26 protein-coding genes are annotated in these 26,929 nt (G+C 57.3%); 22 read left to right on the forward strand and 4 right to left on the reverse strand.

The features are described 5' to 3' along the window. Positions 1 to 22 precede the first annotated feature (22 nt). The 13 genes from atpA (at position 23) to C772_RS01150 (ending at position 11,499) form a co-directional block, all read left to right on the forward strand. Complete coding sequence (gene atpA, locus C772_RS01090) at positions 23 to 1,534, forward strand: F0F1 ATP synthase subunit alpha (RefSeq protein ID WP_008296659.1); 1,512 nt, start codon at positions 23 to 25, stop codon at positions 1,532 to 1,534. 40 nt (positions 1,535 to 1,574) lie between these two features. Further along, a complete protein-coding gene (gene atpG, locus C772_RS01095; RefSeq protein ID WP_008296660.1) occupies positions 1,575 to 2,432 on the forward strand; it encodes an ATP synthase F1 subunit gamma in 858 nt (285 codons plus the stop codon). Positions 2,433 to 2,486: 54 nt separating this feature from the next. Further along, positions 2,487 to 3,902 (forward strand): F0F1 ATP synthase subunit beta, encoded by a 1,416-nt coding sequence (gene atpD / locus C772_RS01100; RefSeq protein WP_008296661.1) that lies wholly within the window; start codon positions 2,487 to 2,489, stop codon positions 3,900 to 3,902. A 24-nt stretch (positions 3,903 to 3,926) separates the two neighbouring features. Then, positions 3,927 to 4,331 carry a F0F1 ATP synthase subunit epsilon gene (locus C772_RS01105; RefSeq protein WP_008296662.1) on the forward strand — a complete coding sequence of 135 codons (405 nt, stop codon included), beginning with the start codon at positions 3,927 to 3,929 and terminating at the stop codon, positions 4,329 to 4,331. 140 nt (positions 4,332 to 4,471) lie between these two features. Then, positions 4,472 to 4,708, forward strand: a complete 237-nt coding sequence (locus tag C772_RS01110; protein WP_008296663.1) for a DUF1146 family protein — start codon at positions 4,472 to 4,474, stop codon at positions 4,706 to 4,708. A 415-nt stretch (positions 4,709 to 5,123) separates the two neighbouring features. After that, a complete protein-coding gene (gene murA, locus C772_RS01115; protein WP_008296664.1) occupies positions 5,124 to 6,425 on the forward strand; it encodes a UDP-N-acetylglucosamine 1-carboxyvinyltransferase in 1,302 nt (433 codons plus the stop codon). Positions 6,426 to 6,595: 170 nt separating this feature from the next. Next, the gene (gene spoIID, locus C772_RS01120; RefSeq protein ID WP_035001107.1) at positions 6,596 to 7,576 is read left to right on the forward strand and encodes a stage II sporulation protein D; all 981 of its coding nucleotides are present in this window, start codon (positions 6,596 to 6,598) and stop codon (positions 7,574 to 7,576) included. 30 nt (positions 7,577 to 7,606) lie between these two features. Continuing rightward, positions 7,607 to 8,269: a M23 family metallopeptidase gene (locus C772_RS01125; RefSeq protein WP_008296666.1), complete on the forward strand. Its 663-nt coding sequence runs from the start codon at positions 7,607 to 7,609 to the stop codon at positions 8,267 to 8,269. A 228-nt stretch (positions 8,270 to 8,497) separates the two neighbouring features. Continuing rightward, positions 8,498 to 8,791 (forward strand): sporulation transcriptional regulator SpoIIID, encoded by a 294-nt coding sequence (locus C772_RS01130; protein WP_008296667.1) that lies wholly within the window; start codon positions 8,498 to 8,500, stop codon positions 8,789 to 8,791. A gap of 153 nt (positions 8,792 to 8,944) precedes the next feature. Next, the gene (mreB, locus tag C772_RS01135) at positions 8,945 to 9,940 is read left to right on the forward strand and encodes a rod shape-determining protein (protein ID WP_008296668.1); all 996 of its coding nucleotides are present in this window, start codon (positions 8,945 to 8,947) and stop codon (positions 9,938 to 9,940) included. A gap of 27 nt (positions 9,941 to 9,967) precedes the next feature. Next, on the forward strand, positions 9,968 to 10,438 hold the full coding sequence (locus tag C772_RS16245; RefSeq protein WP_008296669.1) for a DNA-directed RNA polymerase subunit beta: 471 nt from the start codon (positions 9,968 to 9,970) through the stop codon (positions 10,436 to 10,438). Between the two features lie 37 nt (positions 10,439 to 10,475). Continuing rightward, complete coding sequence (gene fabZ / locus C772_RS01145) at positions 10,476 to 10,922, forward strand: 3-hydroxyacyl-ACP dehydratase FabZ (RefSeq protein WP_008296671.1); 447 nt, start codon at positions 10,476 to 10,478, stop codon at positions 10,920 to 10,922. 199 nt (positions 10,923 to 11,121) lie between these two features. Further along, the gene (locus tag C772_RS01150) at positions 11,122 to 11,499 is read left to right on the forward strand and encodes a hypothetical protein (protein WP_008296672.1); all 378 of its coding nucleotides are present in this window, start codon (positions 11,122 to 11,124) and stop codon (positions 11,497 to 11,499) included. Between the two features lie 76 nt (positions 11,500 to 11,575). Here the strand turns inward: C772_RS01150 and C772_RS01155 are convergent, their stop codons facing one another. Continuing rightward, complete coding sequence (locus tag C772_RS01155) at positions 11,576 to 12,019, reverse strand: YwpF family protein (RefSeq protein ID WP_008296673.1); 444 nt, start codon at positions 12,017 to 12,019, stop codon at positions 11,576 to 11,578. A 286-nt stretch (positions 12,020 to 12,305) separates the two neighbouring features. On the opposite strand from C772_RS01155, the gene C772_RS16250 reads away from it, so the two are divergent. Next, entirely contained in the window at positions 12,306 to 12,827 is a 522-nt protein-coding gene (locus tag C772_RS16250) for a single-stranded DNA-binding protein (protein WP_235046358.1), read from the forward strand. Positions 12,828 to 12,942: 115 nt separating this feature from the next. Continuing rightward, complete coding sequence (locus tag C772_RS16710) at positions 12,943 to 13,104, forward strand: hypothetical protein (protein ID WP_008296676.1); 162 nt, start codon at positions 12,943 to 12,945, stop codon at positions 13,102 to 13,104. Positions 13,105 to 13,296: 192 nt separating this feature from the next. Here the strand turns inward: C772_RS16710 and C772_RS01165 are convergent, their stop codons facing one another. From C772_RS01165 to C772_RS01175, 3 genes are all read right to left on the reverse strand, one after another. Continuing rightward, positions 13,297 to 16,026 (reverse strand): DEAD/DEAH box helicase, encoded by a 2,730-nt coding sequence (locus C772_RS01165; protein ID WP_008296679.1) that lies wholly within the window; start codon positions 16,024 to 16,026, stop codon positions 13,297 to 13,299. Further along, complete coding sequence (locus C772_RS01170) at positions 16,023 to 17,603, reverse strand: hypothetical protein (protein ID WP_035000997.1); 1,581 nt, start codon at positions 17,601 to 17,603, stop codon at positions 16,023 to 16,025. Before C772_RS01170 ends, C772_RS01165 begins: the two co-directional genes overlap by 4 nt. Positions 17,604 to 17,742: 139 nt before the next feature. Next, positions 17,743 to 18,189, reverse strand: coding sequence for a helix-turn-helix domain-containing protein (locus C772_RS01175; protein ID WP_008296683.1), 447 nt, complete (start codon positions 18,187 to 18,189; stop codon positions 17,743 to 17,745). A gap of 178 nt (positions 18,190 to 18,367) precedes the next feature. Between C772_RS01175 and C772_RS01180 the strand changes: the two genes are divergently transcribed. From C772_RS01180 to C772_RS01210, 7 genes are all read left to right on the forward strand, one after another. Continuing rightward, positions 18,368 to 18,736 carry a hypothetical protein gene (locus C772_RS01180; RefSeq protein WP_008296684.1) on the forward strand — a complete coding sequence of 123 codons (369 nt, stop codon included), beginning with the start codon at positions 18,368 to 18,370 and terminating at the stop codon, positions 18,734 to 18,736. 99 nt (positions 18,737 to 18,835) lie between these two features. Beyond that, positions 18,836 to 19,288: an IDEAL domain-containing protein gene (locus C772_RS01185; protein WP_008296686.1), complete on the forward strand. Its 453-nt coding sequence runs from the start codon at positions 18,836 to 18,838 to the stop codon at positions 19,286 to 19,288. Positions 19,289 to 19,579: 291 nt separating this feature from the next. Then, positions 19,580 to 20,272, forward strand: coding sequence for a hypothetical protein (locus C772_RS01190; RefSeq protein ID WP_008296688.1), 693 nt, complete (start codon positions 19,580 to 19,582; stop codon positions 20,270 to 20,272). Then, positions 20,265 to 21,560 carry an efflux RND transporter periplasmic adaptor subunit gene (locus C772_RS01195; RefSeq protein WP_008296690.1) on the forward strand — a complete coding sequence of 432 codons (1,296 nt, stop codon included), beginning with the start codon at positions 20,265 to 20,267 and terminating at the stop codon, positions 21,558 to 21,560. Before C772_RS01190 ends, C772_RS01195 begins: the two co-directional genes overlap by 8 nt. Positions 21,561 to 21,664: 104 nt before the next feature. Then, on the forward strand, positions 21,665 to 22,264 hold the full coding sequence (locus tag C772_RS01200; RefSeq protein ID WP_008296692.1) for a general stress protein: 600 nt from the start codon (positions 21,665 to 21,667) through the stop codon (positions 22,262 to 22,264). A 97-nt stretch (positions 22,265 to 22,361) separates the two neighbouring features. Further along, positions 22,362 to 23,108: a YetF domain-containing protein gene (locus C772_RS01205; RefSeq protein WP_235046354.1), complete on the forward strand. Its 747-nt coding sequence runs from the start codon at positions 22,362 to 22,364 to the stop codon at positions 23,106 to 23,108. Between the two features lie 217 nt (positions 23,109 to 23,325). Next, the gene (locus C772_RS01210; RefSeq protein ID WP_008296696.1) at positions 23,326 to 26,877 is read left to right on the forward strand and encodes a S8 family serine peptidase; all 3,552 of its coding nucleotides are present in this window, start codon (positions 23,326 to 23,328) and stop codon (positions 26,875 to 26,877) included. Positions 26,878 to 26,929 lie beyond the last annotated feature (52 nt).

The raw sequence follows: 26,929 nt of genomic DNA on the forward strand, positions 1-26,929 counted from the left end.
TTGAAATGAAGGGGTGACATGCATGAGTATCAAAGCTGAAGAAATCAGCGCTCTCATCAAACAGCAGATTGCGGACTACCAATCTGAGTTGGAAGTCAGCGATGTCGGCACCGTTATCACCATCGGTGACGGAATCGCACGCGCGCATGGCCTCGATAACGTCATGGCCGGTGAACTCCTTGAGTTCTCCAATGGTGTCATGGGCATGGCGCAGAACCTCGAGGAAAACAACGTCGGTATCGTCATCCTTGGACCGTTCACGGACATCAAGGAAGGCGACGAAGTCCGCCGCACAGGCCGGATCATGGAAGTTCCGGTCGGTGAAGAACTGATCGGCCGCGTCGTGAACCCGCTCGGCATGCCGATCGACGGACTCGGCCCGATCAACACAACGAAAACCCGCCCGATCGAAAGCCCGGCGCAAGGCGTCATGGCACGTAAATCGGTCGATGAGCCGCTCCAGACCGGTATCAAGGCGATCGACGCACTTGTTCCGATCGGCCGCGGACAGCGGGAACTGATCATCGGTGACCGCCAGACCGGTAAAACGACGGTTGCGGTCGATACGATCATCAACCAGGCTGACCAGGACATGATTTGTGTCTACGTCGCGATCGGACAAAAAGAATCGACGGTCCGTGCCCTTGTGGAAACCCTCCGCAAAAACGGCGCGCTCGACTACTCGATCGTCGTCTCCGCAGGCGCATCCGACCCTGCACCGCTTCTTTACCTCGCGCCTTATGCAGGGGTAACGATGGCTGAAGAATTCATGTTCCAGGGCAAGCACGCACTCATCGTCTACGATGACCTGTCCAAGCAGGCTGCTGCCTACCGTGAACTTTCCCTCTTGCTCCGCCGTCCTCCGGGCCGCGAAGCTTACCCGGGTGACGTCTTCTACCTCCACTCGCGCCTTCTTGAGCGTGCAGCGAAGCTGAACGACGACCTCGGCGGCGGCTCCATCACGGCACTGCCATTCGTTGAGACACAGGCAGGGGACATCTCCGCCTATATCCCGACGAACGTCATCTCGATCACCGACGGACAGATCTTCCTTCAGTCCGACCTGTTCTTCTCGGGTGTCCGCCCGGCGATCAACGCGGGTCTTTCCGTATCGCGTGTCGGCGGTTCCGCGCAGATCAAGGCGATGAAGAAGGTTGCCGGTACGCTCCGTCTTGACCTGGCTGCATACCGTGAACTCGAAGCATTCGCACAGTTCGGCTCGGACCTCGATGCCGCAACCAAGGCGAAGCTCGACCGCGGTGCGCGTACGGTTGAAGTCCTGAAGCAGGACCTCAACAAGCCGATCAAAGTCGAAAAGCAGGTCGCGATCCTTTACGCGCTGACCCGCGGCCATCTTGATGACATCCCTGTCCAGGACATCCGCCGTTTTGAAGCGGAATTCCTGAGCTGGCTCGACAGCAACCACACGAACGTACTGGATCATATCCGCACAACAAAAGCTCTTCCGGCTGATGAAGAAATGACAGCAGCTCTTGACGCATTCAAGAAAACATTCGTCCGCTCCGAAGACTGAGTTCCGGCAGATCCAATAACGAGAAGGTGGTGAACAACCGATGGCATCATTGCGCGAAATCCAGAGCCGGATCAACTCCACGAAAAAGACGAGCCAGATCACGAAGGCGATGCACATGGTATCGGCTTCCAAGCTGAGCAAGGCGGAACTGAACGCGAAGTCGTTCAACCCGTATATGGAGAAGATCCAGGAAGTGATCGGGGCGATCGCGGCCGGCGCACCGGACGCGACACACCCGATGCTCGAGAGCCGGCCGGTCAAAAAGACCGCCTATCTCGTCATTACTTCCGACCGGGGACTTGTCGGAGCCTATAACTCCCACGTCCTGAAGGCGGCTCTCGGCAAAATCCGTGAACGGCACACATCCAAAGATGAAGTCGTCATCCTTTCCATCGGACGCAACGGCGTTGATTTCTTTAACAAGCTCGGATATAACGTGATCCAGAGCGTCATCGGCGTTTCGGATCACCCGACCTTTGCCGAGATCAAAGACATCACGCGTGAAGCGGTCGGCAAATTCATCGACGGTGAGTACGATGAGCTGTACATGTACTACAACCACTTTGTGAGTGCGATCAGCCAGGAAGTGACCGAGAAAAAGGTCCTTCCGCTGACTGACCTCTCTTCGATGAAATCGACTGCTTCGTACGAGTTCGAACCTTCCGCGGAAGCCATCCTCGAAGTGCTCCTCCCGCAATACGCGGAAAGCCTGATGTACGGCGCCCTGCTTGACGGCAAGGCTTCCGAGCACGCTTCGTCGATGACCGCGATGAAGGCGGCGACCGACAACGCGAAGGAACTGATCGACGATTTGACACTTTCATTCAACCGTGCGCGCCAGGCAGCGATCACCCAGGAAATCACGGAGATCGTCGGCGGGGTCGCGGCGCTGGAATAAGCGCCGGCCCTGTCCGTGCATGGCTCCCGCAGCATACAGACAGGAGGGAACAGCATGAACCAAGGACATGTCCTCCAGGTCATGGGTCCGGTCGTCGACGTAAAATTCGACGGCGACAACATGCCTGAGATCTACAATGCCCTTACAGTCCAGATTGCGCGCCCGAACGAAGAGGCGCAAACACTGACGCTTGAAGTTGCCCTTCACTTGGGCGACGACTCCGTCCGCACGATCGCCATGTCCTCCACGGACGGCCTTCAGCGCGGAGCGGCTGTCACCGACACAGGCGCACCGATTTCGGTTCCTGTCGGAGACGTAACGCTCGGCCGTGTCTTCAACGTTCTTGGAGACACGATCGACCTGAACGAGGAAATCCCTGCATCCGAACGCCGTGACGCCATCCACCGCGATTCCCCGAAATTCGAGGAACTGACGACAGACGTCGAAATCCTCGAAACGGGCATCAAGGTTGTCGACCTGCTCGCTCCTTACATCAAGGGCGGCAAGATCGGCCTGTTCGGCGGTGCGGGTGTCGGCAAGACAGTCCTCATCCAGGAACTCATCAACAACATCGCACAGGAGCACGGCGGTATTTCCGTCTTCGCGGGTGTCGGCGAACGTACCCGTGAAGGGAATGACCTCTACTTCGAGATGTCCGACTCCGGCGTTATCAAGAAGACGGCAATGGTCTTCGGCCAGATGAACGAGCCGCCGGGCGCACGTATGCGTGTTGCTCTGACAGGCCTGACGATGGCTGAATACTTCCGTGATGAAAAAGGCGCGGACGTTCTTCTCTTCATCGACAACATCTTCCGGTTCACACAGGCCGGTTCCGAAGTATCGGCCCTTCTCGGCCGCATGCCTTCTGCGGTTGGTTACCAGCCGACGCTGGCAACCGAGATGGGCAAACTCCAGGAGCGGATCACATCCACAAACAAAGGGTCCGTCACATCGATCCAGGCGATCTATGTCCCTGCCGATGACTACACTGACCCGGCTCCTGCGACAACATTCGCCCACCTCGACGCTACGACAAACCTTGAGCGTAAGCTCTCGGAGATGGGGATCTACCCTGCGGTTGACCCGCTGGCTTCCTCTTCCCGTGCGCTTTCCCCTGAAATCGTCGGCGAAGAGCACTACGAAGTCGCGACACAAGTCCAGCAGACGCTCCAGCGCTACCGCGAGCTCCAGGACATCATCGCGATCCTCGGTATGGACGAGCTCGGCGACGAAGACAAGCTGGTCGTCGACCGCGCGCGCCGTATCCAGTTCTTCCTTTCCCAGAACTTCCACGTTGCCGAGCAGTTTACGGGCCAGAAAGGTTCTTATGTGCCGGTAGCGGAAACGGTCAAAGGCTTCAAGGAAATCCTTGAAGGCCGCTACGACCACCTTCCTGAAGATGCCTTCCGTCTTGTCGGGCGCATCGAGGAAGTTATCGAGAAAGCGAAGGAAATGGGCGTAGAAGTCTGATTATCCTGACCAGGAGGGAAAAGCATGAGCACAATCAAAGTGAATATCGTCACTCCCGACGGTCCGGTATATGATTCGGATGCGAACATGATCATCGCAGTCACAACGACTGGTGAACTGGGGATCCTCCCGGGCCACATCCCGATGGTCGCGCCGCTTGAAATCGGCGCCGTCCGCCTGAACAAAGACTCGTCCACTGAACGTGTGGCGGTCAGCGGCGGATTCCTGGAAGTCCGTCCGGATCAGGTCACGATCCTCGCCCAGTCCGCCGAGCTTGCGGAAGACATCGACACTGCACGCGCCATCGAGGCGAAAAAGCGTGCCGAGGAACGTCTTCAGCAAAAGCAGGAGGACCTGGATGCCAAACGTGCAGAGTTGGCACTCAGACGCGCGATGAACCGTTTGGACGTCGCGAAAGGCAAAATCTAACGATATCATCACAAAGAAAAGCGGGCAGAACTGATCTGCCCGCTTTCTTTTCATTTTTTCAACGTTTGAACATGAATGACATGAAGGACCAAAAGTGCTGAATCCGGATAAGAATCCATACAGAAAGGCGGAACGAGGAGATGGACCAATATTTTGCCTTCCAGTCCGTCACAGGGCTGATTTCCCATATTTTCTTTATCGCCATCGCGTTTTACGCATTGCAGGCGATCATGCCCGAAAGCTGGATCCGGAAAAACAAGGTGTTCCAGGCACAGCTCCTGTATATTCTGCTAAGTATCGCCATCGGATCGGCTGTATCGAATTTCTTCCTGGACATATCCTATTGGTCAAGGCAGCTACCCGGCCTCATAGGCTGAGGGCTGTCCTTCATGGACGGGCGCGCGGAGCAACCGGATGCCTGTTCCTGCCTCCGTCCATGAGGGACAGAACATAAAAAAGGCAGAAAGCTGTTTGACACAAATTTCATAGGGAATGAACAAATTAGGTAAGAAGACCCGTACCGGCCGGTGGGCGCTTACCGACACAAAAACCCAAGGTTCGACGTATAGTATGAAGAATATGTGTACAATTGGCGATCGTCAGTGCCAGCTTGCCGGCTCAATTCTTGAAACGGAGCCGGAAGCATTGTAAACTGTTAATGGTTTGTGATTTTATTACGGACCCGCGGAATGCCGGTTTACAGGGCTTTATAAGCGGGCCGCACCTGACGATACAACTGAAAATCAGATCATGGATCACATGGATACGAGAGAGAAGCCGGAGGGACTTATATTGGAGAAAATTATTGTTAAGGGTGGTCGGCCGCTGAAAGGGTCGGTTCGTGTCGAAGGAGCAAAGAATGCGGTACTTCCGGTTCTTGCTGCGGCACTCCTTTCAACGGAAGGGACGAACATCATCAAGGATGTCCCTATTCTGACGGATGTATACACCATCAATGAAGTATTGAGGAGCCTGAACGCGAAGGTCGACTTTGATGCGGAGCGCAACGAAGTGCGGATCGACGCATCCGCCCCGCTGTCCAGTGAGGCGCAGTTCGAGTATGTCCGCAAGATGCGGGCATCCATCCTCGTCATGGGGCCGCTGCTTGCACGCAACGGATATGCGCGCGTTGCACAGCCGGGCGGCTGCGCAATCGGCTCCCGCCCGATCGAGCAGCATCTGAAAGGCTTCGAGGCAATGGGTGCCAAGATCAAGACGGGCAACGGATTTGTTGAGGCGAAAGTGGACGGCCGCCTGAAGGGCGCGCGCATTTACCTGGACTTCCCGAGTGTCGGGGCGACGGAGAACATCATGTCCGCGGCTGCACTGGCGGAAGGGACGACAATTCTTGAAAACGCGGCGAAGGAGCCGGAAATTGTCGACCTCGCGAACTACATCAACGAAATGGGCGGACGCATCATCGGTGCCGGTACGGACACGATCCGCATTGAGGGCGTCAGGTCGCTCCGCGGCGCAACCCACCACATCATCCCGGACCGCATCGAAACCGGCACGTTCATGGTCGCCGCGGCGATCACGAAAGGTGATGTCATCATCGAGAATGCGGTGCCTGAACACAATGCCGCGCTGATCGCGAAGCTTAAGGAAATGAACATCGAGATTGATGACACCGACGCCGGTCTGCGCATCCGCGCTGAAAAGCCGCTCCGTTCGGTCGACATCAAGACGATGCCGTATCCGGGCTTCCCGACAGACATGCAGTCGCAGGTGATGGCACTGATGCTGACTGCGGAAGGCACCGGTGTCCTTACAGAGACCGTGTTTGAAAACCGCTTTATGCATGTGGAGGAATTCCGCCGCATGAACGCAAACGTCAAGATCGAAGGACGTTCCGTCATCATGAACGGCCCGTCCAGCCTGCAGGGTGCCGAAGTGGCGGCCACTGACCTGCGTGCCGCGGCTGCGCTGATCCTGGCAGGCCTTGCTGCAGAGGGCATCACACGCGTCACGGAACTCATCCACCTTGACCGTGGCTATGTCGACTTCCATGGGAAGCTTGCACAGCTCGGAGCGGATATCATCCGTGTGAACGACGATGAAACAGCAGACGAAAAGGAAAAGGAACTGGTATGATCCTTCGGGAGGGCGGAGCCAGCCCTCCTGCATATCGCGGAAGTCCGGCACTGCCGGCGCCAACGCCAATCATGCAATCATCTTATCCTTATCTATCTATAATGAAAGCGGACCGGCTTTGTGCCGGTCCGCTTTTTCATATCTCTTCCGCCGGGCACATAGAATCGGGTATGAAAAAGTTGATTGCACTCGGACTGATCATTTTTCTGTTCAGCATGCCGATCCTGCTTAAGAAAACGGAAGGTACGGCAGTGGACAAGCCGCCTGCCGAGACCGGTCCGGAAGAGGCCCAGGCCCCGGAAGCAGGAGCGGCCTGCGAGGTTTTCCTGACTGTCGAGGGCGAGCCTGAGCCCGTGCCGCTCGAGGAGTACGTTGTCGGAGTGGTCTCGGGCGAGATGCCGGCAGGATTCAGCAAGGAAGCGCTGAAGGCGCAGGCGATCGCCGCGCGCACCTACGCGCTCCGCGTCACATCAGGCGGCAAGGAAGCGATCCGCAAAGACACCGCCCATCAGGTGTACAAGCCTGAGGCGGAGCGGAAAAAAGAGTGGGACAAGGACTTTCCGGATAAAGAGCAGAAAGTGAGGGAAGCGGTGACCGAGACGGAAGGCAAAGTTCTGATCCATGAAGGGGAGCTCATCTCCGCCATGTTCCACTCCACCAGCAACGGAAAAACCGAAACAGCGAAGAATTACGGAGGAACGGACATCCCGTATCTTCGCAGCGTCGAAAGCCCCGAGGATGCTGATGTATCTCCGAGATTCGAGGATTCGGAGACATTCACGCTCAGCCAATGGAACAAGAAGCTCGGGGGAGACTGGAATACGGCCAAGTTCGGGACGCTCCGCCTGAAAAGGAACGAGACGGGACGCGTCCAGCAGGCGGAGGCAAACGGTTTTACGATGGAAGGCCGGGAGATGCGGGAAAAGCTGGGTCTCCGCTCCACGGATTTTGACATCGCCTACGATCCCGTCAAGAAAATCGTTCATGTATTCACGAAGGGCTATGGCCACGGCGTCGGCATGAGCCAGTACGGGGCAGAAGCCTACGCGCGCGAAGGATGGCCCGCGGAAAAGATTTTATTCCACTATTATGAGGGAACGACAATAAAAAAATTGGAAGCGGACGATCCGGAGTGTTTAAAATCCCCTTAACCTGCCAACAATGCGGTTGAGGTGATGATAATGAGAGAAGAGAAACCGAATAATCCTTCTCAGAAGAACAAGAATCGCAAAAGCTGGTTGTGGCCGGCCATCTATTCAGGATTCGCGGTCTTATTCGTAGGGATGGTCTGGACCTATCAGGCAGTAACAAATGACGATGCAGGTGAAAAGGCTGAAGTATCGCAGTCCGGCCCTACAGGCGGAGCCGGAGACGTCACGGTGGAAACCAATGCTTCGAACGAAACGATGAAGTTCCCGTTCGATGAGGCGCTTCTCGACGGTGTATCCGTGCTCCAGGAATACTATGACATGGAAGCAGATTCAGAGCAGCGCGAGAAAGCCCTTCTTGTCTTTAATCAGACGTACGTGACGAACAGCGGCGTGACACTCTCCAACGGTGATGAGCCGTTCGAAGTGAAGGCGGCGCTTAGCGGAACGGTGGAAGATGTAGTGGTCGATGAGTTCATGGGCAACAAGGTCACCATCAAGCATGCGGACGGCCTGACAACAAGCTACGGCTCGGTAACAGGCATCACCGTTGAAAAGGGTGACCAGGTCGCGCAGGGCGAGACGATCGCCACCACTGCCGCCAACGAGTGGAACCCGACTGCAGGCAATCACCTGCTGTTCGAAGTGAAGAAAGACGGTGTCGCCGTCAACCCGGGCAATTTCCTGGCATTCTGAATCGAGCCGGACAGCCGACCAAGAGTCGGACTGTCCGGTTTTCCCGTTTCCGTGGGAGATGAAAGTTGCCGGCCTGCTTTCCGTTCCGGTTCCCCCTTCCTGACGGCCTGCCCGAAAATGGCCGTCTCCGCCTTTCTTCCCAAAGCCGATTTTCCTTCATCCGGTCTGAATCCGCGCGCGGCGGCATATGTTGTGAAAAGCGTTCCTACATGAGGAAAGGAAGAGAACGTGCACGAACATATCCGGCGCCGATGCCTGAAGTTGGGGGAATTGCTGCTGGAGACGAGGGCGACCGTCCGGGCGCTTGCCCGATCGACGGGATATTCCAAAAGCACCGTCCATAAGGATCTGACGGAGCGGCTCCCGAATGTGGATGGAGAGCTCGCGCGTGAAGTCGCGGAGGTGCTCGCCTATCACAAGGCGATCCGGCACCTGCGCGGGGGTGAGGCGACACGCGACAAGTGGCGCCGCACGCGCACCGGATCGGAAGGGTGCAAGGAACCGGCGTCCCCGAAATCCTGAAAAAGCGGTCCGCGTCCGGCATTCTGCCGGACCGCCGGGGCGCTTTTTTCATGGGCCGGGGGCCGTGAATCCCGTATGTTCATTGTCCGGCCGCTATGATAAAATGGGACAAGACAGAAAAACGTACGGGAGACGGACGGAAGGAGCACGGATATGTTCTACAGGGATATCGGAATCGATCTCGGCACGTCGAACACACTGATCCACGTGAAGGGCAGCGGCGTCGTGCTGAACGAGCCGTCGGTCGTCGCAATCGATCCGAAAACAAAACAGGTTCTGGCAGTCGGGGACGAGGCATACCGGATGCTCGGCCGTGCGCCGGGAACCATCCAGACCATCCGTCCGCTGAAAGACGGCGTCATCGCCGATTTTGACATGACTGAAGCCATGCTGACCAAATTCATCGACCGTCTCGGCGTGAAGGGGTTTCTCCGGAAACCGAGGATCCTGATCTGCTGTCCGGTCGAAGTGACCACGGTCGAGCAAAAGGCGATCCAGGATGCGGCACTTAAATCGGGCGCGCGCCGTGTGTACATAGAAGAAGAGCCGAAGGTGGCCGCAATCGGAGCCGGGATGGATATCTTCCAGCCGAGCGGCAACATGATTATCGACATCGGCGGCGGCACGACCGATATTGCGGTCCTGTCGATGGGCGGGATCGTCACCAGCCAGTCCGTCAAAATCGGCGGAAACACGTTCGATGCGGATATTCTGCAATACATCAAGAAACATGAGCAGCTGCTGATCGGGGAACCGACAGCGGAGCTGATCAAAAAAGAAATCGGTACGGCGCTTCCGGGTTCTGAAAAAAAGACGATCGACATCCGCGGCAGGGACCTCGTCAGCGGCCTTCCACGCGCCGTCACGGTGGATTCGCACAAAATAGCCGGGGCGATCCGGGAATCGGTGATGACGATCGTCCAGGGCGCAAAGAACGTCCTGGAGAAGACGCCTCCGGAGCTGTCGGCGGACATTATCGACCGGGGCATCATACTGACCGGAGGAGGCGCGCTGCTGCAAGGAATCGACGGCCTGCTGTCCGAGCAGGTGAAGGTGCCGGTCTATCTGGCAGACGATCCGCTCGGCTGTGTCGTGACTGGAACAGGCATCATGCTGGACCGCCAGCGGCCGGTATTCGTCAAAGGCTAAATCAGTGCATGGATTAGGGAGATTGCAATGACTGGAAAACAAAAGCTCGAACAGAATACCGGCAAGCGGGGCCGGACAAGCAGCCGCTCAGGCGATGAGCGCAAATTCCGTGCAACCAACCGGACGGCCGAGCGGCAGAAAGCAGGCGGACGGGGCAAAACCGCCGCAGCAGCTGTCCCGTCAGCTGAACACACGGGAAACAAAGTGTTCAGGGCGACGAACAGGACCGCGGAGCGGGAAAAGGCGCGTGCCGCTGCCAGAAAGAAGCCGGCAGCAAAAGGCGCGGAAAAGGACGGGAAGCAGGAAGTGGGGCGCTGGGTCCAGATCCGGCTCATCCCGATCTGGCTGCGCGTACTGCTGTTCCTGCTCGGCGTCGTGATTGCGGCAGTGCTCGGCGTGATGTTCGGCTACGGGGTCATCGGTGACGGCAAGGCACTTGATGCACTGAAGCCGGAGACCTGGCAGCATATTTGGAAAATGATCAAAGGCGATGTATGACCGCCGTCAGGCAGGCCATATTGAAGGAGGAACACATATGTTGACGACAGAACAGATTCAGGCAATCCTGCCTCACCGCTATCCGTTTCTTCTGGTCGACCGCATTACGGAGCTGGAAGAGGGCAAGCGTGCGGCCGGCTATAAGAACGTGACCATCAATGAAGATTTCTTTAATGGGCATTTTCCCGGCTATCCGGTCATGCCGGGCGTCCTGATCGTTGAGGCGCTTGCGCAGGTCGGTGCAACGGCAGTGCTTTCTATTGAAGATAATGCTGGCAGGCTGGCGTTTTTCACCGGGATCGACAACTGCCGGTTCAAGCGTCAGGTAAAACCGGGTGACCGCCTGGAGCTCGAAGTCGAGCTGACGCGTCTCCGGGGCACGATGGGCAAGGGACATGCCATCGCCCGCGTCGACGGCGAAATCGCCTGCGAAGCGGATATCCTGTTCGCCATCGGCCCGAAAGCCGAAGAATCTGAAGCCTGACTGGCACTTAGCATGTGCAGGAAAGTCCGCTTCATACGGGAAGCGCAGGCGGAAATAGGAAATGAGAATTTTATCATCGTTCCTCCCCAAACGGCCAAGCTAAGGACATCGCGCAGGCCTGCGTGATGTCCGAGGCAGAGCGGCCGTCCGGACGGCCGTGCGGAAACCTCGCACAACAGCCGGAGGGGAGGATTTTTATATGCTGAAAAAAGCGGCACCGGCACTGTTTGCCACCGCTGTCGTGCTTGCGGGGTGCAACGGGAACAACGAGGACGCACTCCCTGCGGACAACGAGACACCGATGGAGGACATCCAGGAAGGCACTGATGAGATGTTCGACAACAACGGCAATGGCAACGGTAATGGCAATGGAAACGGCAACGGTGACGGAATGAACGGAGAAGGCACGAACGGCACGGTCGACCCTGACGGCACGGGTCCGGGGTTCGGTGAGTTCGGCAATGATGACGGCGGCGGAACCGATGTGAACGAGCGGGAAGAGATCATGGAAGACGATCTTGACCGCAACGGTAATGGCGGCGCCGGCAACGGCGGCGGCATGGGCGGAGGCCAATAACGAAGAACCCGGCCCGGGCAAGCGCCCGGCCGGGTTTTGTCATGAAAAAATAGAGCCGCCCGGGGAGGCGGCCCGATCAAGAGTTTTGTTTATCCCGGTCGCGCTTCAGCTGCGGCCGGTTTTTCATGTCCGTCCTGAAACGGTCGAGCATTTCGTCTCCCTGCAGCCCTTCGGCGATCAGCTCCTCGAGGAGGTGTTCGGCGTACTGGGAGCGGACCCGCTTCAGCGGGCCTTTCAGAAGAATTGAGATATGGTCGCCGATTTCCTTTACGGCATAGACCGCAAGCCGGAATCCGGCAGGTTCGTTTTCCGGGTAGGAAATGACCGCCTTGGCGTTCAGGACTTCACCCGATTCAAGCCATTCATCAAACACCGGCTTGTGTTCCTTATCAATGAACATCTCGAGGATCCAGGAGCGGCGGCTGTTTTCTTCATTAATGATGATTCCGTCGACAAGCGGGCAGGAAAAAAATTCCCCGTCCTTCTCAAAACCGACCGACAGCAGTTTAAACGATTTCACAGACCTTCGCCCCCTGTATTTTCGTACGCCCAGTATACCATACGGGAACCTGCCCGAAAATTCTTTCGGAAACTACCAAAATTGAAATTTGGGGAGTCAGGGAAGTGTCCGGGAAACATTGGAATGACAAGGGCTTGCCTGGTCGCATCAAAGAATGTCCGTAGCGCAAAAATCAATTTTGCGGCAAAAAACGCGTCCATTCTTCAAAATTGGCGTTTTGCCTCGTCCGTCCCGGGTCGGGTATGCTGGGCTCAACCACAGTGAAGGAGGTGAACCATTGAATCAGGTGGCATTGGTCGGGCGTCTCACGAAGGATCCCGAACTGAAGAATCTCTCGGAAGGGCGGGTCCAGACCAGCTTTGTGCTGGCCGTCAACCGGAGGTTCAGGAATGACCGGGACAATGACGCGGATTTCGTTTTGTGCACGGCCTGGGGAAAGGCTGCAGTCAATACGGTGAAGTATTGCGGCAAGGGATCGCTTGTCAGCATCGGAGGCCGCCTTCAGTCCAGGTCCTATGAAAAGGACGGGAACCGGGTGTATGTTACGGAAGTGGTGAGCGAGGAAGTCCGTTTCCTTGCGACAAAACCGCCTGCCCGCACGACTGTTGTGGCCGACAGTCCGAACGGGGACAATGCGGAAGGAACAAGTGCCGGACCGTATCAGAACGCCGGGCCGGAAGAAAGGGTTACGCAGGACACCCATCATGAACGCCACGGAAGCCCGGCCGGCAGGGGGCAGACCCTTCCGCCCGAGCTGGTATTCGAAAACCGGAAAAAAGAAGAACAGGAAGAACCCATCCGGCCATGACCCGGGAATCCGGCGGGACCGCAACGCCGGAAAGCCCGGGAACCGGCCCCTTTGGGACCATCTCACACCCATCCTTTGATTTGGAAACGCCACCTTTCAGAAAGGACCTAATGGCATGGAGCACATCGAGCAACAGCTCGGCAGGACCGAGCAGCAGATTGAACAGCTGATCCGGATCGTCGCCCACCTCAACGAGCGCGTCATTTATCTGGAGAAAAAGCTGAGTGATCGTCATTGGCAGGAATCGGACATTCTGAAATTCGTCATGAAGCGATGAATGAGTGAAAAATGGTGGAGGATACAGGATAAAGACGGCCCGGCCATGGGGGTGGCCGGGCCGTCTGCTACATAGGGACAGCGAGCTGTTAAATGATCAGATAATCAACGTTTCATGCAAGATAATCAACGTCTCATTCAAGATAATCAACGTCTCATGCAAGATAATCAACCTCAAAAAATCATCAACGATTTACCCGATCGAGAACAGGTCGTTCAGCTCTTCGTCGGTGAGTTCCGTGATCCAGGCGCCGGACTGGATCAGGTCGGCGGATAGGGCAGCTTTTTCGGCAATCATCTTGTCGATCTTTTCCTCGATCGTGCCGATCGTCACGAATTTGCGCACGTGCACAAAGCGGTCCTGTCCGATCCGGTAGGCCCGGTCGGTCGCCTGGTTTTCGACGGCCGGGTTCCACCACCGGTCCGCGTGGAGCACATGGTTGGCGGCCGTGAGATTCAGTCCGGTGCCGCCGGCCTTCAGCGACAGGATAAACACCGGGAAGCCGCCTGCCTGGAATTCCTCGACAAGGCTGTCTCGGCGGCCCTTCGGCATGCTGCCGGTCAGGAACGGCGCTTCGATGTCATAAAGACTGGACAGGCAGTGGCGGATCAGTTCGCCCATTCCGATGTACTGGGTGAAGATGAGCACCTGTTCGCCGCTGTCGACAATATCCGCGGTGAGCGTCATGATCCGCTCAAGTTTCTTGGAGCGGGCGAGCATCTCGTCCGGCTCGGCGAACGGCTCTTTCAGGAACAGCGCAGGATGGTTGCAGAGCTGTTTGAGGCGGCTGAGCATCTTCAGGATGATGCCGCGCCTGCGGAAGCCTTCCGCTTCCATGAGAGCCGCCTTCGTCTCGCCGATATAGCCTTCATAAAGCGCGGCCTGCTCCTCGGTGAGCGGCACGAACTCGTTTTCCTCGAGCTTGTCGGGAAGGTTGAGCTTGAGCGAAGGATCGGATTTGGTCCGCCGGAGAAGGAACGGGGAGATCTTCGCACGAAGCCGCTGCATCTGCTTTTCCGAGCCGTCGCGCTCAATCGGACTGATGAACGCTTCCTGGAACTCCGAGAAGCGGCCGAGATAGCCCCGATGGATAAAGTCGAAGATCGCCCACAGTTCCGCGAGCCGGTTTTCGATCGGCGTGCCGGTCAGGGCGATGTGGTGCCGGCCCCTGAGCTTCCGGACAGCCCTGGACTGCTTGGTCTGCATGTTCTTGATGTTCTGCGCCTCGTCCAGCGAGACCGCATCCCATTCCATCGCCGTCAGTTCCTCATGGTCCTGCATGAACGTGCCGTACGTCGTCAGGACAAGCCCGTTGCCGAGCGCACCCAGTGCGGCTTCCAGTTCATCGCCCTTCAGGCGGGAAGTGCCGTAGTGGACGAGGACCGGATGTTCCGGGGCGAACCGCTGGAGCTCTTTTTGCCAGTTTCCGATGACCGACGTCGGGCAGATGATGAGGGAAGGGGCTTCCGCCGTTCCGGATTCCCTGGCATGGAGCAGATAGGCGATCAGCTGAACCGTCTTGCCGAGCCCCATGTCGTCCGCCAGAACCGCACCGAATCCGTGTTCCCGCATAAAGATGAGCCAGTCGAACCCTTTCTGCTGATAGGGCCGGAGTTCAGCTTGCAGTCCCCTGGGTACAGGTGTTTCCGGGATGCCTTCCTTGCTGCGGATCCGCTCGACCGCATCTTTGAGAGAATGCTGGAGGAGGAAGTCAAACAGCGGATCGTCTTCGTCCTCGTCTTCCGGTTCGGGGCGTCCCGCGCCGATCTCTTCTTCGAGGTCCCGGAACAGGAGGTCCTTGACGGTCCAGCCGCTTTTCTCGGCTGTCTCCATCATTTCGCGGATGCGTGCGAGCCAGGCGGCATCCAGCCGGAACCATTCGTCGCCCGCGCGGATGAACTCGCGCTTTTCCTCGACGAGCTGCTTGAACTGTTCTGCGGGAATATCAGCACCTCCGAGGGAAAACGTCCAGTTGAAGCTGAGCGCGTCGTCCAGGCGGGCATTGCCGGATGAACCGGCCGAAGCGGAGGCGCGCACACGCACACGCCGTTCCGCGGCTTCCCGGAGCCAGCCGGGAAGGATGACGTCGATATCCAGCGCCTGCAGGAGCGGCAGATCGTCTTTCAGGAATTCCCGGACTTCATGGTCTTCGAGCGGGAAAGCAATAAACGAGCCGTCCCCGCCGCCATCGTCCACGGAGAGGACGGTCCGGATTCTGGTCTGCATTCCGGAAACCGTGCCGGCAAAGGGCTTCCACTTTTTCGGCAGTGACTCTGATGGAGGCTTTGCGACCTTCGCGGCAGCCGGTGTCCAATGCGTGCCGGTTTTCGGATTCACGAGGATGCTCTCCAGCATCCATCCGCCATCCTCATCTTCGGGTTCCGACAGCCGGAGCGCCATGCGGAAGGGAAGGGGAACGTCCGTTGCTTCGGAAGCCTCCGACCGGCGGAAGCGAATGACGTCTTCCAGGCGGTCCTGCCCAATGCCGCCCTCGGCCAGAATTTCGGAAAAGACCCGGCCAAGGAGGCGGGCGGCTTCCTCGGAGACGCCTTCCGCGACCTTCAGCGAACCGTCCGGAGCCCCGATGATCCGGGGCAGTCCCGGTTCCCGGTAAATGGATGCGGCTTCTTTGAAGATGCCGATCCACTGCTCGTCTTCATCCGACTTCCCGAGAAAACGGACAAACGGATGAGGATCTCCGAACGACTCGACAATTTCACGGCTTCCTGCCCGGACCGCGCCGTCCCTGTCCTCGATCAGCAGGCCCATATAAGAGCGCGTATGGCTGAAAAAGAGCAGCTCCTTCAGAGGCCGGCTTCCGATAAAGTCGCCGGAACCGTCAAACCCTGCAAGCAGAAATCCTCCGTCCGGCGATTCGCTGACGGACAGGCGGATGTCGCGGTTCAGTGTGAGCGGCTTCATGACAGCAGTCCCCCTTTCTCCAGTTCTTCCATGAGTGCGCGGAGCCGCTGGTGGCGACGCCGCAGTGCTCCGACGTAGCCGGACCACCATTCGGCCCGTCCGGCTTTTTTCGCGGCGCGTTTCATCTTTTTCAGGATCCGGACGGCTTCCCGGTAGTTTTGCCGGCTTTTCTGGGCGATCTGCTCTTCCACATGGACGTTCATGAGGAAAATGGCTTCCATCGGGGCTTCGTCGATCATCGTCTTTAGCCCGGTCCGTTCAATCCGCTCAAGGCTGGAACGGTTCAGGTGATGGTACGCCGCCCATTCCCGGTAGTGGTCGCGGCTGAGAAGGAATTCCGCATACTCGGCTTCCGCGGCGCTGCCGCAGCGGAACAGGATGTCTGCCGCCGTTTCATCGGGCACGTCCGTCTCCCGGCAAAGGTCGGCCAGTCTCCCGGCCGCGGTGCGCTGGTCGAGGAACGATACGGATTCCATATAGTTCCCGATTTGAGGAACAAGCGACATGAGGAGATTCCGTGCTTCATCGGCATGGCCGTTTTCCGCAAGGCTGGATGCCATGTCCAGATAGGAAGGGAAAAGCGGCAGATCGTTTTCTGAAAGCGGGGCATCCAGGCCCGTGGCCGGAACGCCTGACAGCACTTCCAGATAAGCGGTCATGAGCCGGAGGGCAGGCGGCTTTTCGCCTTCCTCATTCATCCTTCGAAGCGTACCGAGCTCACGCTGCCTGGCATCGCTTCCGCTGAAAAGCGATTCCCACATCTCACGGTAGACGGACAGCCACCGGCCCTGGGCATTTTCAGCGGAAAGGGTCAGTGTCCGGATCAGTTCCTCCAGATCATGATAAAACGGGTCGGCAGCGAACAGGCGGCGGCTGGTGGAAAGTAGCTTCAGCTCGTCCCGGATGCCGTCTGTAAGCTGATCGAGCAGGCGCCCGTACTGCCACCGGTCATAACCGATCGAGAAACCGCCCGCCGGCGCGCCGGCAGTGACTGCACGCAGGCCGAACAGCCCGGAATACAGGCGGAAAAGCGGCTTCCATTCCTGCTCGAGCGGCTCCGCCTCCCGCACCTGCTGGCGGTAGAGCGTGACTGCAGAGGAAATCATATGGAACGGGACATTGTCCCCGATCGAAGGGAAGGTGCCCGTGAGCTGATCGAACACCTCCCGCCACGCTTCCGGCGTCTTTTCCGCAGTCCGTGACGGAGCGGCGGTCTGGGTTGCCGACTGGCGCCATTCCGCCAGCCACTCCGACAGCGAGGCGAAGCGCTGGTAAAGCGCGAAATAGGCGGCCGTCGTATGCTCGCATCCCTTGTCGCCGTGGACACTGCATACCGCCCGCGGATTGTACAGGCGGATTTCCGCTTCCGGCTGAGGGTAGCCGGGGAAGGCAAACCGGACGATTCCGGTCTGGTCGGACTGGAGAAGCCGCAGCCAGTCGTTGCGGACCATCATCGCCGCCTGACGGAACCGCCGTTCCCTCACTTCGTGCGTGACAGGCAGCCGTTTTTGCTGCTCCATTGCATCCATTATTTCCGTTCTATATATATCGGCGACTTCCGTAAGCTGATCGATCAATGAAAACACCGCTTTCTATGGGGTGATTTCCTGCGTGGCGGCAAAGCCGCACGCCAGAAAATCCGATAAACTAAAAAAGGCTGTCCCTCCATTATACGATGCCTGGAAACAATCGTAAACGGAGGGACCGCCGATTCTCTTAAGAGTGTCCGCTGCGGTTCATGTCTTTGAAGATGTCCAGCATTCGCCTGGTCACCGACAGCATCTCTTTCCGTGTTTTGGGATCCTGCCCGGAGACAAAGGAGATCAGCTCCCGCAGCTCGCCCGATTGCTCGATCACTTCACCATAGGATCTTGCAAACGAGGCGTAATAGCGTGCCTGTGCCTCCCGGGCCTCCTCGAGCAGCCGGGCCGTGTCCCGTCCCCCTGCGCCGTATGGCCTGCCGAGCATCATGGCGAGGAATTGCTCATCGGTCATACCGAACACTTCCTTCGCCTTGACGAGCAGGTCATTCGGGAAGTCCCGCTTCCCGAGCTCATAGTTGGACAGCACGGCCGGTTCCACACCAAGCCGGTAAGCCATTTCTCTCTGCTTGATGCCGAGCACATCTTCACGGTATTCCCTGAATTTATCCTGGATCGCCACGATCCCATTCCCCCTTTGGGCCGTTCATGGACCCAAAATAACGGTTGGAAGGTGAGCATCCGGATTAATCAACAAAATGTTGATTGTAAATCATCATTTTGTCGATTTAAGTCTATAAATTAACGAATATTGTAAATATGATGATAACAATGAAATGGTGACGAAAGGAGTGTGCGCGATGACACGGTACGAAATCAGGTTAACCGGAAAAAAAGACGGGATCAGGCCGGGGAAGTGGCGGCTGATTGAAAGGAAGGGAGGAGGGGAGACCGGCTATAAGGTGGTCATGGAAGGAGACGGAGATTACATCCGTCTGCCGGGGATGGATTATGGCCCGTTCCGCCTGAGCAATGTGAGCATGGATTTCGCCGAGCAGGTCATCGTCTTTCACAAGCCCGCCGAAGATCATCAGCTTTTCCGGGAGACCGGACACGCATTCCTGTCGTCCTATGTCATGGAATTCGGGGAAGACGGCTTCGGCTTCTTCGTGCACGGCAGCCGGCGGTCCCGAAAAAAGAGCCCGAAAAGTCCGGGACGCAGCGAATAAAAAAGACACCGGGCCTCAAGCCCGGATTATTTTGTATGCGCTTTCATATAATTATGGTAAACTGTTGATAACGGAATATTTAGAAAAGGAGGGAGCCCCATGCTGCACATCCAAAGAATGAAGCCATTTTACGTTACGCAGGAACAGGCGAAGGTGAAGTTGGTCTTTGAGTATCAGTACTTCACGATCAAAAAAGGTGAAGAGCTTTTTCATTTCATTCCGGCGGAGGGGAAAGAAATCCACATCAACCTCCAAAACCTTCAAGTCGAAAACCTCGGTGACATCTTTGTTTTCCAGAAAGGCAGCCGCTTCATCCGCCTCCCGCTTTATCAGTTGCTGCTCATATCAGATATCCATACCCATCTCAAAGAAATCCTGCAGGGGGCGGACATTATGGAAAATGACCCGCTGCTGCTCGAACCCGGTGAAGCGGAAAACCTGATCGAAGAACTTGAACGGATGAACCTGCTGAACCTGATCGACCGCGCGCTCGAACAAGGAGACCGGGACCTCTTCCACCATCTGACCGGACAGTTGAACGGAACTTTATAAAATAGATGAATTTTAAAGAACCCGCCGTGAGGTCTACGGCGGGTTCTTGGCATTGGGCGGTCGTTTTGGCCAGTATGTCAACGTCTCACTCCAATACGTCAGCGTCCCTTCCATGACAGCGCCTTCTCCCCGGCTCCGCAACACCCTACCCATTTTCCTGCCGAATAAACGCACTTTTTGACAGATAATCCGCTCGTCCTGTGTCGTTTGGATGGTTACAAAACGGCTTTAATTTGGTAAAGTTGAAGGGTGTAAGCTATTAACCTATCGGGCTTGAAGGGATATGGATGTATGTTCTTTGAATTCAAATTCTGGCGTTTCCTGCTGAATCAGCGGGAACTGACGGACCGGATGGACGGGAGCGCGATGAAAGGCTTCCGATGGCGGGTGGCCGGGCTGTTCATCTCCGCAGCCGTCCTGTATGCCCTGATGGACATGTGGGGCATCGGGTCACGGGGCCTCACGCCGATCGCCGTGGCCGGGGCGGAGGAAACGTTCGCCCTCAGGCGGATCCTGTCACTCGCAGCCGCGATCCTCTGGTCTGTCCTTTATACGGCGTTCCATGTGTATGGCGTCGCGTTCATCCTACATAAGCTGACAAATGCCGAATACCGGAAGCTCATTGTTCTGCAGCTGTTCGTGACAGCGATCCTGCTCCTCGAGAAAGCGGTCGTGTTTGCGATCTTCCTGACCGGCGGAGCGGCTACGCCGGTTTCGCCGCTGTCATTCGGCCCGCTTGCATCGACATTCCTGACGTATCCGTTCCTGATCTACTTCCTGAACCAGCTAAGTGTCGGGACCGCGCTTGTCGTGGCCTACCAGTTCCGGTTTATCCGCCAGCTGCTGCCGGAAGCCGGCCGGAGCCTTTTGTGGATCCTTCTCGGCCTCCAGGTGCTCATGGCGCTTGCCGTGTCCCTTTATGGGATGATTCCGGCGGAGCGGCTGTTCACGGAACTTTTCGGAGGAGGTGGGTCGGTTGAATAAGCTGGGGAATATCGCCGTGGCGGTTGCCGTCACCGCTTTTATCGCAACGAACCTCATGCTGCTGTACGGCCAGAAGAGCCTGATTCCGAAATATGTCTATGCGCCTGAAACAGAGCGCATGGTCGCCGCGGACTATGCAGATAAACTGCCCAAGGAGGCGTTCGTCGTTCCGGATACGGTCTACACGGCGTATGTCGATGGTGATGCCACTGTTGAAGAATGGCTCGTCAAGGAAGGGGAGCCGGTCACGGCGGGCCAGCCGATCGCAAAGCTGGACGCGGGCCGGATGGAAGGCCAGCGATCGGTCTGGCAGTCCGAACAGAGTGCGCTTGAAGCCCAGGAACGTGAGCTGGAGTCCACACTGAGCCAGCTGGAGCGGGAACGCCGCTCTGCGCAGTCCGGTTCCAACTCCAACACGAATGAACGGTTTGGCAACAGCGGCACCGATAGCGACAGCCCGATTGTCGACCTGAGCGTCGATGTCAATGTCGACGTTCCGCAGGAAGGGGCCTATGCCCATGCCATCACCGCAGTGGAAAACCAGCTTGCGGACATCCGGCGACAGCTGACGGTCGTTGAGGCCCAGCTGGAGCAAAGCGGGGAATCCCCTTCACTGGTCAGCCCGGTTGAAGGGACTGTGGCCAAGGTCCACCGGCAGGGTGAGCAGCTGGCCGTAGATGTCTATTCATCCGAGCGGACGATCCTGACGTATGCCGCAGGCGAGGAGTGGCAGGACATCCAGCAGGGGGATCGCGTGTTCATCCAGGCGCCCGGCCTTGATGCCGCCATCGAAGGCAGTGTGTATTCGGTCTCTGAAGTCGAGGCCCCGGAGTCGAAATGGCTCGACACCTACCGTGATCTCGACAAACAGGATGTCAGCAATCCGCTGGCTTACTACGAGGTGCGGATCCTGCCGAATGAGGACGTCGGCACGCTTCCGTTCGCAAACAATGTCAACGCCGTCATCTACACGGAAGAGGCGTTCGACGCGGTCGCGGTGAAGACGGCCGCCCTCAGCGGCAAGTACAGGGACGAAGCGATCGCCACGGTCATCGACGGCGAAGGCTATGCAGTAAGCGTCCCGGTCATCACACCGTTTGACTGGAAAGGGCAGAGCGTCATCACGGACAACCTGTATGCGGGTGACTTCGTGATTACGGGCCCGATCTATGACCGGAATGTCTCGCCTCCTGCCGTCATCCTTCCGATGCCGCTGGAGTGGCCGTCCAAAGAAGAATGGAAAGCCCATGACTGGCGCGATTACATGCGTTTCGTGTTATTCCAATAAGCCATTTAAGGGAAGGCCGTCCGCTTTTGCGGGCGGCTTTCGGTGTTTAGCCTCCTGTTCAGCGGGTAATCTCAGACTAGACTGCTAAAGGAGGCGTTAGGAAAATGACTGAACGTAGAGTAGTAGGTTATTACGACAACGAACAGCAAGCAATCGATGCAATCGAGGATCTGAAACGCCAGGGTTACAGCACAGACGACATTTCCGTCATCTCGAAAAACAATGATGATGTGGAAGCGATCCAGGATGAGACCGGCACACAGGCTGCTGAAGGCGCAGCGACGGGTGCTGCGACAGGCGGCGTACTGGGCGGCCTCGGCGGCGTGCTTGCCGGCCTCGGGGCACTGGCGATCCCGGGTATCGGGCCGATTGTCGCTGCAGGTCCTGTCGTTGCCGGACTCACTGGTGCGGCAGCAGGCGCGGGCGTCGGCGGACTTGCCGGCGCACTGATCGGCATGGGCGTGCCTGAAGACGAGGCAGAGCGTTACGAGACATACTTTAACGAAGGAAAGATCCTTGTACTCGTTGACCGCAATGCCAGCGTTGAAGACACGGGCTTCACGACGGGAGGCAGACTGGCAGATGAGACGACGTTCACAACTGGGCGTACGCGGACCGACGAATCGGCCGCCACGGATGACCGCTCGCTGCTTGATGACACGGTCGACCCTGCAAGCCGTGACCGGTTCAACGACCCGCTATAATCTGAATAAAATCTGACAGGACCGCTGCACATGGTTGCAGCGGTCTTTTCGTGTATAAAAGCGGCCCGGGAGCGGCAGGATTGAAGGAAGAAAACGAATGAGAGGGTGCGTCGTGATGTTTGAAGGCTGGGGAGAAGGGTGGGCAGATGTCCACTTCTGGGAAATGATTGTCCGGACGGTGCTGTCATTTGCGGCACTCCTGCTTCTGACCCGGCTGCTCGGCAAGAAGCAGATGAGCCAGCTGACGTTTTTCCATTACATCACAGGAATTACGATCGGCTCGATTGCAGCAAACATTGCAGGGGAAAGCGAGACGCCGTTCTGGAACGGAATGGTCTCACTTGCTGTGTGGACACTTCTGACGGTGCTCCTGAGCTTCATCACCCTGAAATGGGGCGGCAGCAGGGTGATTCTCGACAATCAGCCGACCATTGTGGTCAGGGACGGACGGATTGACGAACAGGCGATGAAATCTGTTCAGCTGCATCTGGATGATTTGAACATGATGCTCCGGGAAACCGGGATCTTTGCCATAAAAGATGTTCAGTATGCTGTTCTGGAACCGAATGGTGCGCTGAGTGTCCTTCAGAAAGTCCAGCAGTTGCCTGCCACCAAAAAAGATGTAAAGGCAGGTGGAGGCCATCCCCAGTACATGCCTTCGGAAATCATCGCGGACGGGAGAGTCAACCGGAAAAATCTCGGGATGTACGGGTTGAGTGAGGAATGGCTTCTGGAGGAGATCGGCAAGCATGGGGTGTCCCGCTCGGACCAGGTGTTTTTCGCTCAATTGCAGGAAGACGGTACGCTTGATGTCACGCTGAAACAGCCCAAACTGAAAAAATGAACCCTTGGACCTGTGAGTTAACCCTGCGTCCAAAGGTTCATTTTTTGTGCTGTAAAATAGGGGCAGTATGTTCCGTCCTAAATGTATAGCCAAGCATGGAAATTCCTAGATATAGCCTAAAAGTCATGGCCGAAAACTCCATCTTTTTCTTCCTATTCCACATGCTATATTAAAAATGTTCCACATAGTATGAACATTTTGGATAGGGGGAGAAATTTTGGAGGGGACAAAAAGGCGCAGGCTCACTTTATTCATGATCCTGCTGATGGTCCTGTCGCTCATCATGCCGGCCGGTGCATTTGCCGAAGGGCTGAAGCCGGCACAAGGACAGGGCGAGGCACTCATGCAGCAAAAGATGGCGATTGCCATGCAGGACAAGTCAGGAAACGCACTGCCACAGTTGCATCCTGATCTGCAGGGGCTAAAAGGGCAGCAGGAAGTCAATGTCATCATTCAGTTATCAGAAGAGCCCGTGGCGGTAGCGGAAGGCAAAAAGAAGATCAAGAAACTACCGTTCCAGGCATCTGACCGGGCCAAGCAGGTCCACGCCATCAAGGCAGAACAGCAGCGCGCCAAGCAGGCGATGAAAGCGGCCAAGCTGCTTGTCAAGGAAGGCTATGCCTACGAGACGGTCCTGAACGGGTTCGCGGCGACCGTCAAGGCGGACGACCTTGAGAAACTATTGGATGTACCGGGCGTCAAAGTCGTCGAGCCGGATGTTATGCGCGAAGCGATGGAAGTGCCGTCCGAGGACGGCCGGGCGGGTGTCCAAATGGACTCCACGAACACCTTCCTCGGGATCGAGCGCCTCTGGAATGAGGGGCTCACCGGGGAGGGGATCAAGGTAGGGGTCATCGATACCGGCATTGATTACCACCACCCGGATTTCCGCGACAACTACGCAGGCGGCCAGAACTTCGTGCCGCACACGTCTAACTACGCGCGTCCGCGCGCTGACGATGATCCAATGGAGACCACGCCGCTTGACCGGCCGGACCATATGGCGGAATTCAATGCACAGGGTCTCTCATTCTACACTTCGCACGGCACACACGTGGCCGGCACGATCGCGGCAGCCGGCAACAACGAATACGGCATCAAGGGCATCGCGCCTGATGTCGAGCTTCATGCCTACCGCGTCCTCGGCGCGTACGGCAGCGGCGCAACGTCCTGGATCATTGCAGCGATCGAGCAGTCGGTCGAAGACGGGATGGATGTCATCAACCTGTCTCTCGGAGGCGGCAGCAACACATCCATCTCCGCAGACTCGTTCGCCATCAACAACGCGATGCTCCAGGGCACAATTGCCGTTGTGGCGACCGGAAACTCCGGTCCGAACCGCGGCACGATCGGCACACCGGCCACTGCGACGCTCGGCATCGCGGTCGGCAACACGACGAAGCCGGAAGAAACGGTTTCCGCTGATGTCCGTCTGTCCGCAGGAGACTACGGGGCGGACGTTCCTATGAATCTCATGGCGACCACTTTCGGCGCCGACACGGCTTCACAGCTCGAAGGGGAATTTGCGGTCGTCGCCGTTCCGGGAACCGGGGCGGATGCAGACTATGCGGGCATTGATGTACGCGGCAAAGTGGCGCTTGTTGCGCGCGGCGCAATCCCGTTCGTGGATAAGATTTCGGCTGCGAAAAAGCACGGTGCTGCTGCCGTGCTGATCCACAACTTCGCAGGCGGGTCGAATGCCCCTGATGCTTCCGGGACCTATCTCGGCAGCGACTTTGAATACATCCCGACATTCGACATGAGCCAGACGGACGGGGAAGCCTTCCGTGCGGCGATCGGCAGCGGAGAAGGCACGGTGTCCTTCGGCAACGTCCTGACACAGATGTCCGAGGGCGACCAGGTGAACAACTCCAGCTCACGCGGACCGTCGACACCGGACTTCGACATCAAGCCGGACGTCTCCGCGCCGGGCACGAACATCATGTCAGCCATCCCGGCATACAAGCCGGACGTGCCGGATGCCGACTACAGCAAGGCGTACGCGCGCAAGACAGGCACGTCGATGGCGACGCCTCATGTCGCTGGCATCGCGGCGCTTGTCCAGCAGGCAAACCCCGGCTGGACACCATTCGATGTGAAAGTGTCGCTTTCGAATACAGCGAAGCTTCTCGACACGGAGAAATATGATGTGTTCTCCCAGGGGGCTGGGCGTGTCCAGCCTTACGAGGCCGCTTTCCCTGAAGCGCTCGCCTATTCGTACGATACGGCAGACGCTGACGGTAAAGGAAATATCGTGGACAACGTAAAAGGCACGATCACCTTCGGCAAGCTCCAGCAGGTTGCTGAAGGGGACGTTGAAGTATCGAAGACAGTCAAAGTGAAAGATGTTGCCGGAGCGGGCGGCGATTATACCGTCACCGTGCAGACGACGAAAGCGTTCGGCGACGCGAAAGTCACCGTCGACAAGTCGGACTTCACGCTTGATGGCGAGGAAGAACTCACCGTCACGCTGATTGCGCCGCAGGCGGAAGCCGAAGCGGGCGATGAGCTGCTCGGGTATGTCCGCATCACCGGTCCGGAAGCCGAACTCTCGCTGCCGTTCGCGGCCCAGTTTGGTCCGGAAAGTGCAACGGCAATCGAATTCATGGACATCTCTGGAACGGATCTGTCATTTAACGGGGACGGAGTAAACGATTCCGCACTGCTGTCGTTCAAGGTCACGGGAGACCTCGGCACCAACATGATTGAGCTCTGGGATATCGAGGACCCTGAAGGCGGCGTTTATGAAGACGGCTATATCGGCTATCTCCATGCCGGCGAATCCCTCCCGGCAGGCTCCTATAGCCTGAATATCGGCGGAACGTATATGCCATGGGATGGCAGCGGGCAGGCCGCTATACCGGAGGGCGTCTATACCATCGACCTGACCGCCCTGACGGTATCGGGCAACCCTCCTGTGGTCGCTGACTACGTCGGACCAATCTTCGTGAAGTCCACCGAGCCTGTCGTGGAGGCTTCTGCGGACGGCACGACGGTCACCGGCCGGGTCATCGACAAGTATGTCGACTACAAGGCGGTCCTTGCGCCGTATGGCCTGGACTATGACCTGAATTCGAAGTTGAATGCCCAAATTGAAGTCGTCTCCGGTGAAGAAGTCGTTGCGACAGAGGCTGTCGTGCTTTCTCAGGACGGCAGCTTCACGGCAGATCTCAGCGGCAAGATAGGTGCCGGCAAAACAGCGCGGCTTTCCGTTAAAGACGCGGCAGGCAACACGGCTGCCACAGTGATCTATTCGGAGCCTGAAACACCTGTGATCACGGTACCGGACGAAAATCTGGACGAGCAGCTCGGGAACAAATCTTCAAACGAAGTGGTCGTCAGCGTTCCGGAATTTGAGGGAGTGGCGGAAGTGGCACTGACCGCGGCGCAGCTCGGCCAGATTGCGGACGCGAAAAAAGGCCTGTCCGTCCAGAGCGGCGACGCCGGCTTCACCTTTGACAAAAAGCTGATCGGCCAGCTTTCCGCTGCAGGCGATGTCACCGTCGTACTCGGCAAGGAACAATCGGCAGAGGAAGACGCCATTTCGGAAGTCTACTCGGTCCATTTTCTGGATGACGCAGGCAACCGCATCGACACCGGCAAGCAGAAACTGGACGTCTCCATTCCGGTTGACCTGAGCGGTATCCAGAAGACGAACAAGCTGACTGTCAGCGACAGCGACAGCGGCAAGACCTACAAGCTGAAAGTGAAGGGAAGCACCGGCACGTTCAAGGCGGACGGCCCGGGCACTTTCACGGCAAAGAGATAACCAGATCAAAACCCGTTCCGGGAAATTTTCCGGAACGGGTTTTTTCTGTGGA

Origin of the sequence: Bhargavaea cecembensis DSE10, assembly GCF_000348905.1 — a bacterium.
GTDB classification, from domain to species: Bacteria; Bacillota; Bacilli; order Bacillales_A; family Planococcaceae; genus Bhargavaea; species Bhargavaea cecembensis.